Annotated in this window: 10 protein-coding genes, 1 tRNA gene and 1 pseudogene; 6 read left to right on the top strand and 6 right to left on the bottom strand. The window is 73.7% G+C overall.

Features of this window, described 5'->3' with window-relative positions; all coding sequences use genetic code 11:
- The first annotated feature begins 340 nt into the window (after nt 1-340).
- The 4 genes from E7744_RS08570 to E7744_RS08555 all read left to right on the top strand — a co-directional run bounded on the left by E7744_RS08570 (nt 341) and on the right by E7744_RS08555 (nt 6,751).
- Nucleotides 341-1,408 carry an ABC transporter ATP-binding protein gene (locus E7744_RS08570; RefSeq protein WP_246858368.1) on the top strand — a complete coding sequence of 356 codons (1,068 nt, stop codon included), beginning with the start codon at nt 341-343 and terminating at the stop codon, nt 1,406-1,408.
- Nucleotides 1,405-3,027, top strand: coding sequence for an ABC transporter permease (locus E7744_RS08565; RefSeq protein WP_137773752.1), 1,623 nt, complete (start codon nt 1,405-1,407; stop codon nt 3,025-3,027). The genes E7744_RS08570 and E7744_RS08565 overlap by 4 nt, the downstream gene beginning before the upstream one ends.
- A 110-nt stretch (nt 3,028-3,137) precedes the next feature.
- Entirely contained in the window at nt 3,138-4,187 is a 1,050-nt protein-coding gene (locus E7744_RS08560) for an alcohol dehydrogenase catalytic domain-containing protein (RefSeq protein WP_210417093.1), read from the top strand.
- 47 nt (nt 4,188-4,234) lie between these two features.
- Nucleotides 4,235-6,751 carry a hypothetical protein gene (locus E7744_RS08555; RefSeq protein WP_137773751.1) on the top strand — a complete coding sequence of 839 codons (2,517 nt, stop codon included), beginning with the start codon at nt 4,235-4,237 and terminating at the stop codon, nt 6,749-6,751.
- Nucleotides 6,752-6,763: 12 nt separating this feature from the next.
- Here the strand turns inward: E7744_RS08555 and E7744_RS08550 are convergent, their stop codons facing one another.
- Entirely contained in the window at nt 6,764-6,985 is a 222-nt protein-coding gene (locus E7744_RS08550) for a helix-turn-helix transcriptional regulator (protein ID WP_137773750.1), read from the bottom strand.
- Nucleotides 6,985-7,470, bottom strand: coding sequence for a DUF2975 domain-containing protein (locus E7744_RS08545; RefSeq protein ID WP_137773749.1), 486 nt, complete (start codon nt 7,468-7,470; stop codon nt 6,985-6,987). Before E7744_RS08545 ends, E7744_RS08550 begins: the two co-directional genes overlap by 1 nt.
- Before the next feature lie 199 nt (nt 7,471-7,669).
- Between E7744_RS08545 and E7744_RS16580 the strand changes: the two are divergent.
- Nucleotides 7,670-8,377: pseudogene (locus E7744_RS16580) on the top strand (phosphatase PAP2 family protein); the annotation flags it as partial.
- 62 nt (nt 8,378-8,439) lie between these two features.
- Here the strand turns inward: E7744_RS16580 and E7744_RS08535 are convergent.
- The 3 genes from E7744_RS08535 to E7744_RS08525 all read right to left on the bottom strand — a co-directional run bounded on the left by E7744_RS08535 (nt 8,440) and on the right by E7744_RS08525 (nt 12,850).
- Entirely contained in the window at nt 8,440-9,219 is a 780-nt protein-coding gene (locus E7744_RS08535) for an SDR family oxidoreductase (RefSeq protein ID WP_371415333.1), read from the bottom strand.
- A 387-nt stretch (nt 9,220-9,606) separates the two neighbouring features.
- The gene (locus E7744_RS08530) at nt 9,607-11,631 is read right to left on the bottom strand and encodes a copper-translocating P-type ATPase (protein ID WP_246858639.1); all 2,025 of its coding nucleotides are present in this window, start codon (nt 11,629-11,631) and stop codon (nt 9,607-9,609) included.
- A gap of 682 nt (nt 11,632-12,313) precedes the next feature.
- Nucleotides 12,314-12,850 carry a dihydrofolate reductase family protein gene (locus E7744_RS08525; RefSeq protein WP_246858638.1) on the bottom strand — a complete coding sequence of 179 codons (537 nt, stop codon included), beginning with the start codon at nt 12,848-12,850 and terminating at the stop codon, nt 12,314-12,316.
- Between the two features lie 1,915 nt (nt 12,851-14,765).
- Here E7744_RS08525 and E7744_RS08515 point away from each other — a divergent pair.
- Nucleotides 14,766-14,842, top strand: a tRNA-Met gene (locus E7744_RS08515).
- Nucleotides 14,843-14,978: 136 nt separating this feature from the next.
- Here E7744_RS08515 and E7744_RS08510 read toward each other — a convergent pair.
- Complete coding sequence (locus tag E7744_RS08510; protein WP_137773745.1) at nt 14,979-15,485, bottom strand: hypothetical protein; 507 nt, start codon at nt 15,483-15,485, stop codon at nt 14,979-14,981.
- Nucleotides 15,486-15,556: the final 71 nt, after the last annotated feature.

The following is a 15,556-nucleotide window of genomic DNA, read 5'->3' as shown; positions in this document are numbered from 1 at the left end:
CAACACTCGACGGCCATGGCAATAACCAGCTTCACCCTCAGCCGGCAGGACCGCACCGGCCGAACCCAAATCGGGACTGGTTCGCATCGAAGCGATGCGGTGGCAGCACTGGCATACACGCCGTACTCGAGGTGTTCGCGAGCAAGGTCGCGCTGGGCACTGGCGTCGGTGTCGTTGAATGCTCTGGGGCGTGGACCAGCTCGACCACCTTGGCGGGCCCTATCTCAGCGATATCTCCGTAACGTCCACCGGTGCGGGGAGACATCGCAGGGGTGCCAGGACATCCGACCGGACCCGCGCGCCTTCCCGCACCCAAGGCGACGGCGTAGCATCCGGCCTCGTGAGCACCCCCACCGCGGCCCCCGTCATCTCCACCCGCGACCTCCACAAGCACTACGGCCGCGTCCACGCCCTGGACGGCCTGTACCTGGCCGTCGGGGCGGGCCAGGTGCACGGCTTCCTGGGGCCCAACGGGGCCGGCAAGACCACCACCATCCGCATCCTGCTCGGCCTGGCCCGCCGCACCGCCGGGGAGGTCGAGGTCTTCGGCCGCGACCCGTGGACGGACGCCGTGCAGCTGCACCGGCGCCTCGCCTCGGTGCCCGGGGACGTGAGCGTCTGGCCGAACCTCTCGGGCGGGGAGAGCCTCGACCTGCTGGCCCGGCTGCGCGGGGTGCGCCACGACGACCCGGCCTACCGCGCCGAGCGGGACCGGCTCACCGCCGCCTTCGACTTCGATCCGCGCAAGAAGGGCCGCAGCTACTCGAAGGGCAACCGCCAGAAGGTGGCCCTCATCGCCGCGTTCGCCGTGCCCGCCGAGCTGTACGTGCTCGACGAGCCCACGAGCGGACTGGACCCCCTCATGGGCGTGGTCTTCCAGCAGGAGGTCCGGCGGGTGCGGGACGCCGGCGCCACGGTGCTGCTGTCCAGCCACGTGCTCTCCGTCGTCGAGCAACTGTGCGACCGCGTCTCCATCATCCGCGCCGGCCGCATCGTGGACAGCGGAACGCTCGCCGAGCTGCGCCACCTGACCCGCACGGACGTCTCCTTCGTCGCGGACGGGATCACCCCCGAGCGGCTCGCCGCCCTGCCCGGCGCGCACGACGCCACCGTGCAGGACGGCCGGGCCCGGTTCACCGTGGACAGCGACGCGATCGCCACGGTGCTCCCGGCGCTCGCCGAGCTCGGCGTCGTGGGCCTGCAGGTGGCGCCGCCCTCGCTCGAGGAGCTGTTCCTGCGGCACTACGGGGACGACGCCGGCCCCGCCGGCCCGGACGGGCCGCGCCCCCCGGAGGGCGCGGGCGCCTCATCCCACGCCGCCGGGCAGGGCACTGGCCCCGCGTCCGACCAGGCCCCCCGGCACCGGGCCGACGGCGTCCGGCCAGGCCACGGACGGGACCGGCGATGAGCGGCCTGCTGCCGGTGCTGCTGCGCCAGCGGCTGCGGCGGGACCGGATCCAGCTGCTGCTGTGGATCCTCGGCACCGGGGCGCTCGCGCTCTCGGGCCAGTCCGGGGTCGCGGAGTCCTACGGCACCCCCCAGGACCGGCAGACGCTGGTGGCCCTCGCCCTGGCCAATCCCGTGATCCTCGTCTTCCGCGGCCTGCCGTCCGGCACGTCGGAGGGCGCCTTCCTCGCCTTCCTGCTGCTGCCGTGGCTGGCCATCCTCGCGGCCCTGATGAGCGTCTTCCTGGCCGTGCGGCACACCCGCGGGGACGAGGACGCCGGGCGCACCGAGCTGCTGTCCTCCACGCCGGCCGGCCGCACCCTGCCCACGCTCGCCACGCTCGTGCACGGCGTCGCCGCCAACGCGGCCCTGGGCCTGGCCTCGGCCGGCGCGCTGGCGATCGGGGACCTGGAGGTGGACGGCGCGCTGCTGTGCGGGGCCGCGGCGGCCGCGACCGGCGTCGTCTTCCTCGGAGCCGGACTGCTCGCCGCGCAGGTCATGCCGACTGCCCGCGGGGCGAACTCCCTGGCGGTCTGGGTGCTGCTGGGCACGTTCCTGCTCGCGGGGCTGTCCAATGCCGTCGGTACCCCCAGCTCGGACCTGAGCCGGATGGACAGCGCCTGGCCGGTGTGGCTGTCCCCGTTCGGCTGGGCCGAGCAGACCCGCCCCTTCGACGCCGACCGGTGGTGGCCGCTCGCCCTGTCCGTGGCCTGCGCGCTGGTCCTGTCCCTCGGCGCCCTCGCGCTGCAGTCGACCCGCGACGTCGGCGCGAGCCTCGTCGCCGCGCGCGACGGCCGGGCCACCGCCCGGCGCGGGCTGTCCTCGCCGAGCGCCCTGACGTGGCGGCTGGCGGCCGGCTCGGTCCTGGGCTGGGCGGCCGGCGGGGCCGTCGTCGGGATCCTGGCGACCACGCTGGGCAGGCTCGTGGACCAGATCGCCGGGCAGAACACCGCCGTGGAGCACATCCTCGAGCGGATCGCCGGGGCCGGGGCCCTCGAGGAGGCCGTGGTCACCACGTTCTTCACCTTCCTGGGCATCCTCGCGGCGTGCAGCGCGGTCCAGACCGTGGTGCGGGCGCGGCAGGCCGAGGTACACGGCACGGCCGAGCCCGTGCTCTCGACGCCGACCGGCCGGGCGCGCTGGCTCGCCGGGTACCTGGCGGTCGCCACCGGGGCGGTCCTCATCGTCGTGGCCGCCGCGCTGGCGGCCGCCTACCTCGGCCTGGCCGCGAGCGGGGGAGCGGAGTCCCTGTACCGGGTGGTCACGGTGGCCGGGCTGGGGCAGGTGGTCGCGGCCAGCGTCTTCACGGTGCTGGCCGCGCTGGCCTTCGTGCTCGTCCCCCGGGCCACCCTCGGCGTGGCATGGGGCCTCGTGCTCGTGGCCACCGTCCTGGGCATGTTCGGCCCGCTGCTGGGCCTGCCCGAGTGGACCGCGGACCTCTCCCCGTTCGCCCAGTCGCCCGTCACCGTGGGCGGCGAGGTGGACGTGCGCGGACTGTGGTGGCTGCTCGCGGTGGTGGCGGCCGGGAGCGCGGCAGCCCTGGTCCTCATGCGCCGGCGCGAGCTGGCCGGCGCCGGCTGAGCCGGGTCCGGCAGCGGTTCTGGCGGGGGCCGCCGGCAGCGGTCACCGGCGCCGTCCGGGCCGCCCGCTACGGTGGGAGGGTCAAGCCCCACGGAGAGAGGTGGTCCCGAATGAAGGCCGCAGTCATGTACGGCGCCGGTGACGTCCGCGTGGAGACCGTGCCGGATCCCACCCTGCAGGAGCCCCACGAGGCCATCATCCGCACGGTCCGCTCGTGCGTGTGCGGCTCGGACCTGCACCCGTTCCACACCATGCCCGCGCGGGAGCACGGCGCGCCCATGGGCCACGAGGTGATGGGCGTGGTCGAGGAGACCGGCCCGGAGGTCACGAGCCTCAAGCCCGGGGACCTGGTGGTCTCCTCCTTCACCTTCCAGGACAACACCTGCGTGTACTGCCGCGAGGGCTTCCACGTCTCCTGCCTGCACGGCGGGTTCTTCGGCAGCAACGGCCTTGGCGGCCTGCAGGCGGAGTACGTGCGCGTCCCGCGGGCCGACGGCACGCTCGTGGTGGTGCCGGACGTGGACGAGACCGGCAACGGCTCGGAGGAGCTGCTCGCGAGCCTGCTGACCCTCTCGGACGTCTACCTCACCGGTCTCCACGCCGCCACGATGGGCCGCGTGGGCCCGGGGCACACGGTGACCGTCGTCGGCGACGGCGCGGTGGGCCTGTCCGCCGTCCTGGCCTCCCGCCAGCTCGGCGCCGAGCGGATCATCCTCATGGGCCGCCACGCCGGGCGTACGGACCTGGGCCGCGAGTTCGGCGCCACGGACGTGGTGGCCGAGCGCGGCGAGGAGGGCATCGGGCGCGTGCGCGAGCTGACCGGCGGCGAGGGCTCCCACGTGGTCCTCGAGGCCGTGGGCCACCTGCCCGCCTACGAGCAGGCCCTCGGCGTGGTCCGCCCCGGCGGCACCGTCTCCCGGGTGGGCGTGCCGCAGTACCCCGAGGCGCCCATCGGCGGGCCGATGTTCCGCCACAACATCACGCTCACCGGCGGCACCGCCCCCGTGCGCCGGTACATGGAGCAGGCCATCGGCCAGGTGCTGGCCGGGGAGATCGCCCCGGGCCGGGTCTTCGACCGCACCATGCCGCTGGAGCGCACCCCGGAGGCCTACGCCGCCATGGACGCCCGTGAGGCGCTCAAGGTGATGCTGGTCCCGTAGGGGCACCCGTGGTTCCCGAGCCCGTGCCCCCCGGCGACGATGGTGCCATGCCGCCGCCCCACGACCCCGGACTGCTGGAGCTGCGCATCCACGGCGTGCGCAACACCCCGCCGCACCGGATGCTGCAGACCACCCCGTCCCGCGTGGTGTCCACGCGCGGCGACGCGCTCGCCGGCTTCTCCACCGCGCGCGGCTCCACCGCCGGGCACCGGGTGGAGGCGTACGCGTGGGGCCGGCTGGCCCGCTTCACCGGGCTGCCCGCCCTGGGCCGGGTGGGTGACGCCGCCGTGCGCGCCGCGTGGTTCTCGCTCGCCCCGTTCGGCCTGGTCAACACGGCCTACTGGTCCCGGCACCAGCTCGGGACGGGCCCGACGTCGGCGCCCGCCGGTGCCGGGGTGCCGGGAGGACCGGGAGACGGCGAGGAGACGGACACCGTCCACGACGTGATCGGCCGCGGCCGCTCCGCCGGGACCGTGCGCGTCCTCGGGCTCGCACTGACCCTGCTCTTCGTCACGACCGCCACCACGATCGCCCTGGACATGGCCGCCGCGAGCCGCGGCGGCTGGGTCCGCGACCTGCTCGCCCAGTGGCCCGCCGGGGCGCGGACGGCGCTGCTGGCCGGGCTGCCCGTGCTCGCGGTCACCGCCCTGGCCGTGCTGTCCACGGTCTCGCGCACGCGCTACCTCCCCGGCCCGCGCGACAGGGGACCACGGGACAGGGAACCGGACGCCGGAAGGCCGGACGGCGACGCCACCCCCGCACCCGCCGCCGCGGGCCCGGCCGGTCCGCCGCCGGCGCTGGCCCGCCGGGGCCTGTGGCGCGTCGGGGCGGGGATGCGGCGACTGGGGGTGCTGCACGGGGCCGCGGCGCTGGCCTGGACCGGCACCGTGCTGGGACTGGGCCGGGTGCCCTGGGTCCTCGCCGCCGGCTGGCCGGCCGAGCCGCTCGCGAGGTCCTGGGTCGTGGTCGTCGTCCTCGGCGCGGTGGTGACCGCCGCCGTCGGGATCCGGATCCTGCGTCCCCAGGTCCACGACCCGCGCTCCCGCACGCCGGTCCTGCACTGGGTGCTGCTGGCGGCGGGGGCCGGCGTGCTGGTGGCCGGCGTCGCCTGCTCCTTGCTGGACGGCCGGCTGCCCGACCGGGCCGGGAGCACGGTCCTCCCCGGCTCACCTCCCGGCCCGCCCACCGGCACCCCGGCCGCGCCGGTGGAGGGCGGCGGTGGGGGGCTGGCCGTCGTCGGGGTGACCGTGGCCCTGGTCCTGCTGCTGGGGGTCCTGCTGGTCCAGGGGGCCGGCGCCGTCCCGCGGGAGCGCCGCGACGCGGTGGCGTGGCGCGGCCAGGGGCCCTTCGTCTTCGCCGCCCTGGCGTGCGGCTTCGCGCTCGTCCTGTCCTTCTCCGCGGTGATCGTGGCCGGCTGGGTGCTCGGGGACACCGCCCCGCCCGTGCTCTACGTCGTCTTCGCCGCGGGGTTCACGCTGCTGGCCCTGGCCGCGCTGCTCGCCCTGGGCGTCCAGTTCGTACTGGCCTGGCGCGCCGGCGGGGAGGGCGCCGCAGCGGAGCTGGCCGCCGTCCGCGAGCGGCTCGTCACGGACGCCGGCGCATGGGACGAGGCCCCCGTGGTGAGCACCGCCGCCCGTGCCGTGTGGGCCTCCCGGCGGCGCGCCTCGCTGTTCCGGCGCGCCGAGGTCACCGCCGGATGGGCGGCCGCGGCGGTGCTCGCCGGTCTCGTCGCCTCAGCGGTGCTCGGCGGGGCGTGGCTGGCCGGGTGGCCCGTGCTGGAGCAGGCGTGGCCGGTGCTGCGCGCGGCCGGTCAGGCGGGGCTGTGGGCGGCGGTGGCGCTCGTGGTGACCACGGCGGTCCTCTCGGCCCGCGACCAGGGCCGGCCCGTGGGGCTGCTGTGGGACCTCATGTGCTTCCTGCCCACCCAGGCCCACCCCTACGGGCCGCCGTGCTACTCCGAGCGGGTGGTCCCCGAGGTGGTCGACCGGATCGAGGACTGGCTGCGGCCGGAGGGCGCCGGCCGCCGTCGGGTGCTGCTCTCGGGCCACTCCATGGGACTGGTCCTCGCGCTCTGCGTGCTGTTCCACCTCTCCGCGCGCGGGATGCCCGCGGCGCGGTTCCGGCGCCTGGGGCTGGTGAGCTACGGGACGCAGGTACGGCGCTACTTCGGCCGCTTCTTCCCCGAGGTCCTGGGCGCGCCGGTGCTGTCGACCGTGCCGGCCCCGCCGCCCTCGGCCGCGGGCCGGGACCCGTGGCCGCCGCTGCTGGCGGGGGAGGTGCGCCGCGAGGCCGACGCCGGGTGGACGCCCGCACCGGGCAGCCCCGGGCCGGTGCCGGGCCACCTGTGGGAGCTGCTGGGGGAGCGCTGGACCAACCTCTACCGGCCCAACGACCCGCTCGGGTTCACCGTCCGCTACGGCGCCGCGTGGCCCGCGGACGGGATGGACGTGCAGGCCGAGGAGTTCGTGCGCGGGGCCTACCAGTTCACGGTCGCCACGCACGACGCCTACCTGGAGTCCGCGGCCTATGCCCGGGCCGTCCGGGACGTGGCCGGGAGGCTGTGACAGCCGGCGGGATCAGCCGGCCGCATCGCCGTCCGGCTCCCACCGCAGCAGGTCACCCGGCTGGCAGTCCAGGGCCTCGCACAGCGCCTGGAGGGTGGTGAAGCGCACGGCCTTGGCCCGGCCGTTCTTCAGCACGGCCAGGTTGGCCGGGGTGATGCCGACCCTCTCGGCCAGGGTGCCCACGGCCATCTTGCGCCGGGCGAGCATGACGTCGATGTCCACCACGATCGGCATCAGATCACCTCGTCGAGTTCGGCGCGCATCACCCGGGCCTCGGCGTCCCGGTCCACGGCCTGGGCCAGCAGCATCCGCTGGACGTAGACCACGAGGGCCACGCCTGCCACGACGAGCGCCGCGCCGCAGACGAGCCCGACCACGCCGGGGGCCACCGTGGTCGGCGCGAGCGCGACCGCGACGGCGAACACGATCACCGCACCGGCCGCGATGGCCCCGATGATCGTGTCCACCCAGCCGAACGCGGCGCGGGTGAAGACCGTGCCCCGGCGGACCATGGCGAGCAGGCGCCAGACGCACACCCCGACGACCTGGAGGCTGACGACCCCCAGGACCACGAGGATGACCAGGGTGACCCGCAGGCCGTCCGGGGCGCCGTGCAGGTCCGCCCAGAACAGGGGGACCAGCAGGAGCTGGACGGCCAGGGACCCCAGCAGGGCCAGGGCGAGGATGCCCCGCAGGACGATGATGGTGATGGCGCGCATGACGGCTCCCTCGGTCGATGAACGATGCAAATCTATCGTTAAACGATAGCAATGGCCAGGCCGGTCCCACGGTGCCGCCACGGTTGTCGCATGGGCCGCGACCCTGCCGCCGGTCGGCTCTGGCAGGCCACGGGGTCCGGGGCGAAGATCATGCACGGGCTCCCACGGGGGCGTTCTCCCAGGACGGGCGGTACGACCGATGGCGGCAGGGACAGGCGGCGGTGGGCCCCGGGACTGGCGGCGCATCCTCCACGAGAAGGTCGTGGTGGAGCAACGATGCCTCGCGACGGGTGCGAGGAGGGCGCTGTACCTGACCGCGATGCTGCTGGCGGTCGCCGGGCTGTCGGTCTTCTCCGCCACGCTCGTGGGCGTCGTGGACCACGACGGCCTGGCCGGTGTGGACGGGCCCGCGCGCCACTGGTTCCTGACCGTGCGCTCGGACGCGCTGACCGCCGTGATGATGGCCATCGCCGTGGTCTTCGGGCCGGTGGTGATGCCCCTCATCGTCCTGGTGTTCACCGTGGCCTGGGGGGTGCGCGCCCGGCACGCGTGGCGGCCGCTGCTGCTGGCCGGGGCCATGATGGTGGGAGTGGGTCTCGCCCAGGTCATCGCGCGGTCCGTCCAGCGGCGGCGCCCCCCGGTGGACCAGATGATGCTGGGGGCCGACCACACGTTCTCCTTCCCCTCCGGCCATGTCCTCGGCGCCGCCGACTTCCTGCTGGTCACGACCTTCCTGCTCGTGTCCCGGGGCCGATGGCGCAGGGCCGCCGCCCCCGGTTTCGCCGCCGCGTCCCTCGGGGTCCTCCTCGTGGCGGTGAGCAGGGTGTACCTCGGGTACCACTGGATCACCGACGCGGTGGCATCGGTGTCGCTGTCCCTGGTCGTGCTGGCCGCGGTCATCGCGCTGGACACCTGGCGCACGGCCCGCTCACCCGGCCGCCGGGCCGGACCCGTCGGCGGTGGCCCCGCTCAGGGGGTGCGGTGCATCTTGTGGATCGCGGCCTGCGCCAGGGGCTTGACCACCAGCTGGTCGATGTTCACGTGGTGCGGCCGGGAGAGCGTCCACGCGATGCACTCGGCCACGTCGTCGGCCGAGAGCGGGCCCGGCACCCCGGCGTAGACCGCGTCGGCCGCGGCCCGGTCCCCGCCGAGCCGTCGCAGGGAGAACTCCTCCGTGTGGACCAGCCCCGGGGCGATCTCGATCACCCGGATCGGTTCGCCATTGAGTTCCAGGCGCAGGGTCTCGGCGACCACCCGCTCCGCGTGCTTGGCCGCCGCGTAACCGCCACCGCCCTCGTAGGTGACCCGGCCGGCCACGGAGGACACGATCACGATGTCGCCGCGCCCGGAGGCGCGCAGGGCCGGGAGCAGGGCCTTGGTCAGCCGGACGGTGCCCAGGACGTTGACGTCGTACATCCAGGACCACTTGCCCAGGTCCGCGTCGGCGATCGTCTCCACGCCGCGTGCCCCGCCGGCGTTGTTGACCACGGCGTGGACGGGGCCGGCCGCCTCGACGATGCGGGCGACGTCGTCCTCGGAGGTGATGTCCGCGGTCACGACGTCGCAGCCGGTGTCCCCGGCGAGGGCCCGGAGGCGGTCACCGCGGCGGGCCACGGCCAGCACGGACCAGCCTACGGTGGCCAGCTGCCGCACGGTGGCGGCCCCGATGCCGGTGCTCGCACCGGTCACCACGGCACGCCGGCGGTCAGGGGAGGGAGTGTGCTCGGTGCTGTTCGTCATGGTCCCCATCCCACCAGCTCCCGCCCGCCGGAGGGGGCCGCGAGCCCGGCCCGGCCGATCCGGGGTATGGCATACCCCGCCTCGTCCCGGTGCCGCCGCCCGCGGGCCCGGGAAAAGGGGCCGGTGTCGTTGGCCCGGGACGAAGGAGAGGCGGTGGCTGACGCCACCGCCTCTCCGCAGATCGTCATGCGATGGGCCCGTATCCCCCCGGGCTTGATCCATCTGGTGATCCGCGTGCACCGTCTCACTGGGCCCTCTCACCGTACTGAAGGGGGCCCGGGCTGCGGTAGTGGCCTTTCGTCCACATTTCCCGGGCGCCGGCCCGTTCGGGCCAGGGGTGGGTTCGACCTCGCCCTCGACGCCCCGCTCGTGGTCCTGCGCCGGCCGGGGGAGGGGTCAGCGGGCGGCGGCCGCCGTGGGCCGCGCCGCGCCACTCCGGTCCTCGGACCCGAGGGGGGCCAGGTGGGCCGGGGCGAGGTCGATCCGGCGCAGGAGCTGGGCGTTGAGGGCCACCACGATGGTGGAGACGGACATGAGGATCGCCCCGACCGCCGGCGAGAGCAGGAACCCGACCGGGGCCAGGACGCCGGCGGCCAGCGGGACCGAGATGACGTTGTACCCGGCGGCCCAGACGAGGTTCTGGATCATCTTGCGGTAGCTGGCCCGGGACAGGTCGATCATGGACAGCACGGCCCGCGGGTCATTGCCTGCCAGCACGACGCCGGCCGATTCCATGGCCACGTCGGTGCCGGCGCCGATGGCGATGCCGACCTCCGCGCGGGCCAGGGCGGGGGCGTCGTTGACGCCGTCGCCCACCATGGCCACGCCCAGTCCGCGGGACTGCAGCTCGGCGACCGCGGCGTCCTTGTCCTGGGGCAGCACCTCGGCGAAGACCTCGTCGATGCCCAGGTCGGCGCCCACGGCCCGGGCCACCTGCTGCGCGTCCCCGGTGATCATCGCGACCTTGAGCCCGCGGTCCTGCAGGGCCAGCACGGCGGCCCGGGACTCGGGGCGCACCCGGTCCTCCAGGGCCAGGGCGCCCAGGACCTCGCCGTCGGCGATGACGTGCAGGACGCCGGCCCCGCGGCCCACCCAGCCCTCGACGTCGGCCCGCAGCTCGGCGGGCGTGTCCAGACCCAGCTCGCGGAGCATGTTCGGCCCGCCGACGAGCACCTCGGCCCCGTCCACGGTGGCACGGACCCCGCGGCCGCTGGCCGCGGTGAACCCGGTGCCGTGCAGCCGCTGGGCGGAGGCCTCGGGGTGGTCGGCGGCCGCGGTGACGATGGCGCGGGCGACCGGGTGCTCGCTGTCGGCCTCGGCCGCGGCGGCGAGGGCCAGCAGGCGGGCCTCGGAGACGCCGGGCCGGGGCGCGAGGCCCGTGACCGCGTGGGCGCCCTCGGTGAGGGTGCCGGTCTTGTCGAACAGGACCACGTCGATGGTGCGCATCCGCTCCAGGGCCAGCCGGTCCTTGATGAGCACCCCCGCCCGCGCGGCGCGCTCCGTGGAGATCGCGATGACCAGCGGGATGGCCAGGCCCAGCGCGTGCGGGCAGGCGATGACCAGCACGGTGACCGTCCGGGTGACCGCGTCATCCGGGCTGCCCAGCCACGTCCAGGCGATCGCGGTGAGGATGCCGGCAACCAGGGCGAACCAGAACAGCAGGGCGGCGGCACGGTCGGCGAGGGCCTGGGCGCGCGAGGACGACTCCTGCGCCTCCGCGACCATCCGCTGGATCCCGGCCAGCGCCGTGTCCTCGCCCACGGCCTCGATGCGGACCCGCACGGTGTTGTCCGTGGCGACGGTCCCGGCCACCACGGTGTCCCCCACGCCGCGGGAGACCGCCTTCGACTCGCCCGTGATCATCGCCTCGTCGAACTCCGCGGACCCGTCCACGATCTGACCGTCGGCCGGCACCCGGGCCCCGGCCCGGACCAGCACCACGTCGCCCACGGCCAGGGCCGAGATCGGCACGGTGACGGGGTTGCCGTCCACGATCCTCTCGGCCTCGTCCGGCAGCAGCGCCGCCAGGGCGTCCAGTGCCGAGGAGGCCGCCCCGAGGGCGCGCATCTCCATCCAGTGGCCCAGCAGCATGATGGTCACCAGCAGGGCCAGCTCCCACCAGAAGTCGAGGTCGAACCCGCCGAGGCCCAGGGTGGTGACCCAGGAGGCGAGGAAGGCCACCGCGATGGCCAGCGAGATGAGCAGCATCATCCCCGGCTGGCGGGAGCGCAGCTCACGCCAGCCGCCCTGGAGGAACGGGGTGCCGCCGTAGACGAAGATGACCGTGCCGAGCACCGGGGGGATCCACGCGGAGCCGGGGAACTCGGGCAGGTGGTAGCCCAGCAGGTGGGCGAACATCGGGCTGAAGACCACCACGGGGACGGACAGTGCCAGCGAGAGCCAGAACCTGTTCTTGAACATGGCCACGCTGTGCCCGGCGTGCTCCCCGTGGGAGTGGACCTGGTGCTCCTCGTCCACGGCGGAGTGGAAGTGCCCCTCCGGCATCGCCTGGCCGTGCGTGTCGTGGTCGGCGTGGTGTGCGTGCTCGTGCGGATCGTGATGAGGCGCGGTACTCATGGCTTCCTTCCACTCGGTTGCCGGCCAGCCGAGACGATGGTCGTTGATCAGGACTGCGGTTCGGTGCCGGGGTCATGTCCTCCCTCCCGGTATATACCCCCTGGGGGTATAGCGCAAGGGTGGCCCCACCCCCGAGGGGGATGCCGGCCGTCCCCCTCCGGAGCCCTGGCCACGACCGTCGCCGCGGCCTTCGCGGCCCGGGAGGATCCCGGAGGCGGCAGGCGCTCGGACCTTGCAGCGGGGCCGGTGTCTGAGGCCGGCCCCGCTGCTGTCATCACCCGTGTGCGCCCCGTCGAGGTCGCACGCATCCACCATCGGCGCTCCTGTCCACCAGGGCCTGCCACCCAGGTCGAGGTGACGCAAGGAGGCCTCGTCGGTGTATCCACCGCCGACGGAGTTCCACAGGGAGTTCAGCCACACGTCGGTCTAGGCCTCGACGGCGGCCAGGTACTCGGGCAGCGCCAAGGGCGATCGCCCTTCGATGGAGGCGGCCCGTCGACCAGCGCCTCCGGTTCGCTTGGTGCGCTCAGCGCGGGGTGTGGCGCATCAACGTCACACCGGAGGGGAAGGTCTCGGCCGAGAGGAGCCGCAACCGGGTGGGTGAGGCGAACAACGCCTTGCCCTGGCAGATCGCGGTGGGGTGCACCAGCAGGTGGTACTCGTCGATGGCGTCGAGTCCTTGGAGGGAAGCGATGAGGGTCAGGCTGCCGTAGACGACGAGGTAGCCGTCGTCCCCGTCCTTGATCCGGGCCACGGTCTGGGCATCGAGGGCCTCCAGGTGCGAGGTGTTGGCCCAGGCCGTGGTCTGTCCCGATCCCGAGACCACGATCTTGGGCATCTCGTCCACGCGCCGCGCGTAGTGGCGCACCGCCGGTGGCTCCGCCTCGTTCCGGGCGACCGCGGGCCACGTTCCGGCGAAATCCCCGTGGGTCACCCGACCCAGCAGGAGCGCGTCGGCGTCGGCGACGAGGGCCGTCTCGTAGGCCATCATGCGGTCGTCGGGTTCCAGCCAGTCCATCTCGTCGGCGGGGCCGGCCACGTACCCGTCGAGGGTGGTCCACATCGACACGACGATCCTAGTCACGATGCCACGACCACGACGAGGGCCTTGGCGCCGGGGGCGAGGCGGCCCGGATTCCTGGTGACGGGCTTCGGTGCTGGGAGGATCATGACTGCTCCATTCACTGAGCAAGGACGCTCGCGTCAGCGATGCTACGCCAACCCAAGCTCCGACGACCGACCAGCCGACCCCGACCCATCGGCCAGGTCCAGTCCTTCACCAAGGATGACAAGCCCGTCGCCATCACCGGGTTGGCGGACGTGGACCTGCGCGGCGCCCTCACCGGGGGCGTCAACCGGCCCAGGCACGTCCGCGACCACCTCGGTCTGGAGACCATGGCCGTTGCCGGGAAGTCCTGGACGGTGAGGACCAGGGCGGGATCCCCTACGGGTGGCCTTCGACTTAGTCGACTGCCGTGTCGACGCGAACCAACGCCGACGTGCTCAGCGTTCGACGATGACGTCAGCTAGACCGGGTCCGACCGGGTGCCCCCCCAACCTGACGGGGTTGGAGGACTACTCAAGAGTGTTGCCCTAGGCAGAGGCGACTCACGGCGCCTCGCTCTGGGAGGCATGGCGCCGTGAGTCGAAGTCCGGGGCTCCGCGTTAGGACTTCCTGAGGCCCCAGGTCAGCCCTAGCGCGTCTGATACCAGACCGAGCTGACGCCCCACCACCCGCACCACGCGCTGGAACGCTGTCCGACTCCCACCCAGTTGCCATAGGCGGTCCCGCCGAAGCCATTGCACTTTGCGACGGCTCGATACCCCCCATATCCCTGGTAGCACCTCACGTCGCCGTACCACCCCAGGTCTCGGCCGCTCACGGTCATCGTGCAGGCATAGGGCACCGCCTGGGCTGCAGGTGCTGGCCCGGCCGCCACCATCCCTGTCGCCAGGGCAAGGCCGGCCAGTCCGGTGGCTATTCCACGAAATTTCACTGTTCCCCCTGTGCTTTGGTGCGAGTGACGGGAATAACCAATCAGCAGGAGACGCCTCAGTCAACGCCCTGTAGTCGTGCACCGCCCCCTTTACGACTGTCGTTGACACCTAGGTCAGGAAATTCGCTCTGAGGGTCATGGACCATACCTGGACCGCTCCCGCCATCAGTGATCCCTCGCAAGCCCAGGCGCGAGCCGCGGAGAGCCCGTTACGGACAATGGTCCTGGTCGTCCACGATCCAGCGTTCGGCTCGCCGGTTCTTGAATGGAGTCGAAGAGGGTGAGAGGAATGCAAGGAACGATGTCCTTGCCCGGCCAGCAAGAGTTTCTGACAACTCCTGCAGGGGTGGTCTCATGAATGGTCCGTGCCCGGCCTTCTCGTGACCCGGGTGAGCGAGTCACGAAGATCAGACGGCGGGAGGATCTCGGCGTCCTGGAAATCGTGACCCTCCGAGTGACCAGGCCACCCTGTGCCCAACGTTTCAGGAGACGAACCCCCACCGGACCTTCCCGAGTCGACGTGGACCGAGGTCGCAGCCCCTTGGCCAGCGTCCCAGAGGACCGGTCCGGTGGTCTGGCCGGTGGGGGGTGCCAAACGGACACGTCCCGCGATCGGTCGTCGCCAACCCGCAGCCTGGAGGCGGCGTCCACGGGAACCGTGCCTCGGCGTGTTCACCGGCGCCGGGAGGATCATGGTCGTGAGCATCTCGTACGGCAGGCCGTCCGGGCGAACCCGATCGCGGCCGCCGGCCAGCCGGGCCCTCGGGCGTTCGGGGATCAGCTGGCGTTCGAACTCGGCCGTTCCCGCGAAGATGCCGCACATGGGCCTGCCGGTGGCCTTGGCCTCGTGCTGCGTCTCGGGGCTGGCGCCCGGGGCGAGCGGGGCATCGTGCGGCAGGCCGCTCGAGGATGGCAGGTGCGTCCCGACAGGAGCGTCAATTTGGGTATCTCTCCACGGGCCTGTAGGATCAATGTCTCCGACGCGGGGTGGAGCAGTTCGGTAGCTCGCCGGGCTCATAACCCGGAGGTCGCAAGTTCAAATCTTGCCCCCGCAACCATGCAGCCCCCGGCCCCCAGGGCCGGGGGCTTTGCCTTTCCCCAGCGGGCCCTCCCCACCCGCTGCGCACCACCGCCTGCCCGGGCTGCCGTCGTCGGGAATGGGCCGGCTCAGCGGCCCTCGCGGCCGAGGCGGGACTATCCTGCCGTGTACCGACCGCCCAGGCTTCCGGCGAGGTTCCGCAGGTCCGTGGAGTCCGGCATGGAGGGTTCGAGACCGCCCGTCTCGACCACGGCGGACACGTCGGCCACGAACCAGCCCGGGCCCGTGGCCCGCGGCACGGGGCCGCCGGCGTCCCGCAATACCTGTTCGGCGTGGTCCGCCATGGCTGGGTTCTCGGACCAGGCCATCACCACGCCGCTCCCGCACTGTCGTCCCGGCAGCCCCGTCGGCGCGCCGTCGACCATGAAGTAGTGGTCTGCGCTGTCCTCGGGACAGCCCAGCTGCCCGTCCACCTCCCGGAAGAGCTCGTCCAGGCTGGCGAAGCGCCCTGCAGTCTCGTGAGGGGATGACGACGTCACCGCAGGTTCCGGGGGAGGCACGGACCCGGTCGCCGCGAGCGGATCGCCGACCCCGCAGGACGACAGCAGGGCACCGACCATCACCGAGGAGGCCGTGCAGTCCCACCGGCGTCGCAGCGCCACCCCCGCGCTCCTCGCGGGCCCTCCTGCCCGGGCGCGGCGGGCCGGCTCCGCGGCTCGATTCGCCGGGGTGG

It is taken from the genome of Citricoccus sp. SGAir0253, from assembly GCF_005877055.1.
GTDB lineage: Bacteria > Actinomycetota > Actinomycetes > Actinomycetales > Micrococcaceae > Citricoccus.
The sequence above is the reverse complement of the archived record's forward strand: the minus strand, read 5'-3'. Positions and strand labels throughout refer to the sequence as shown.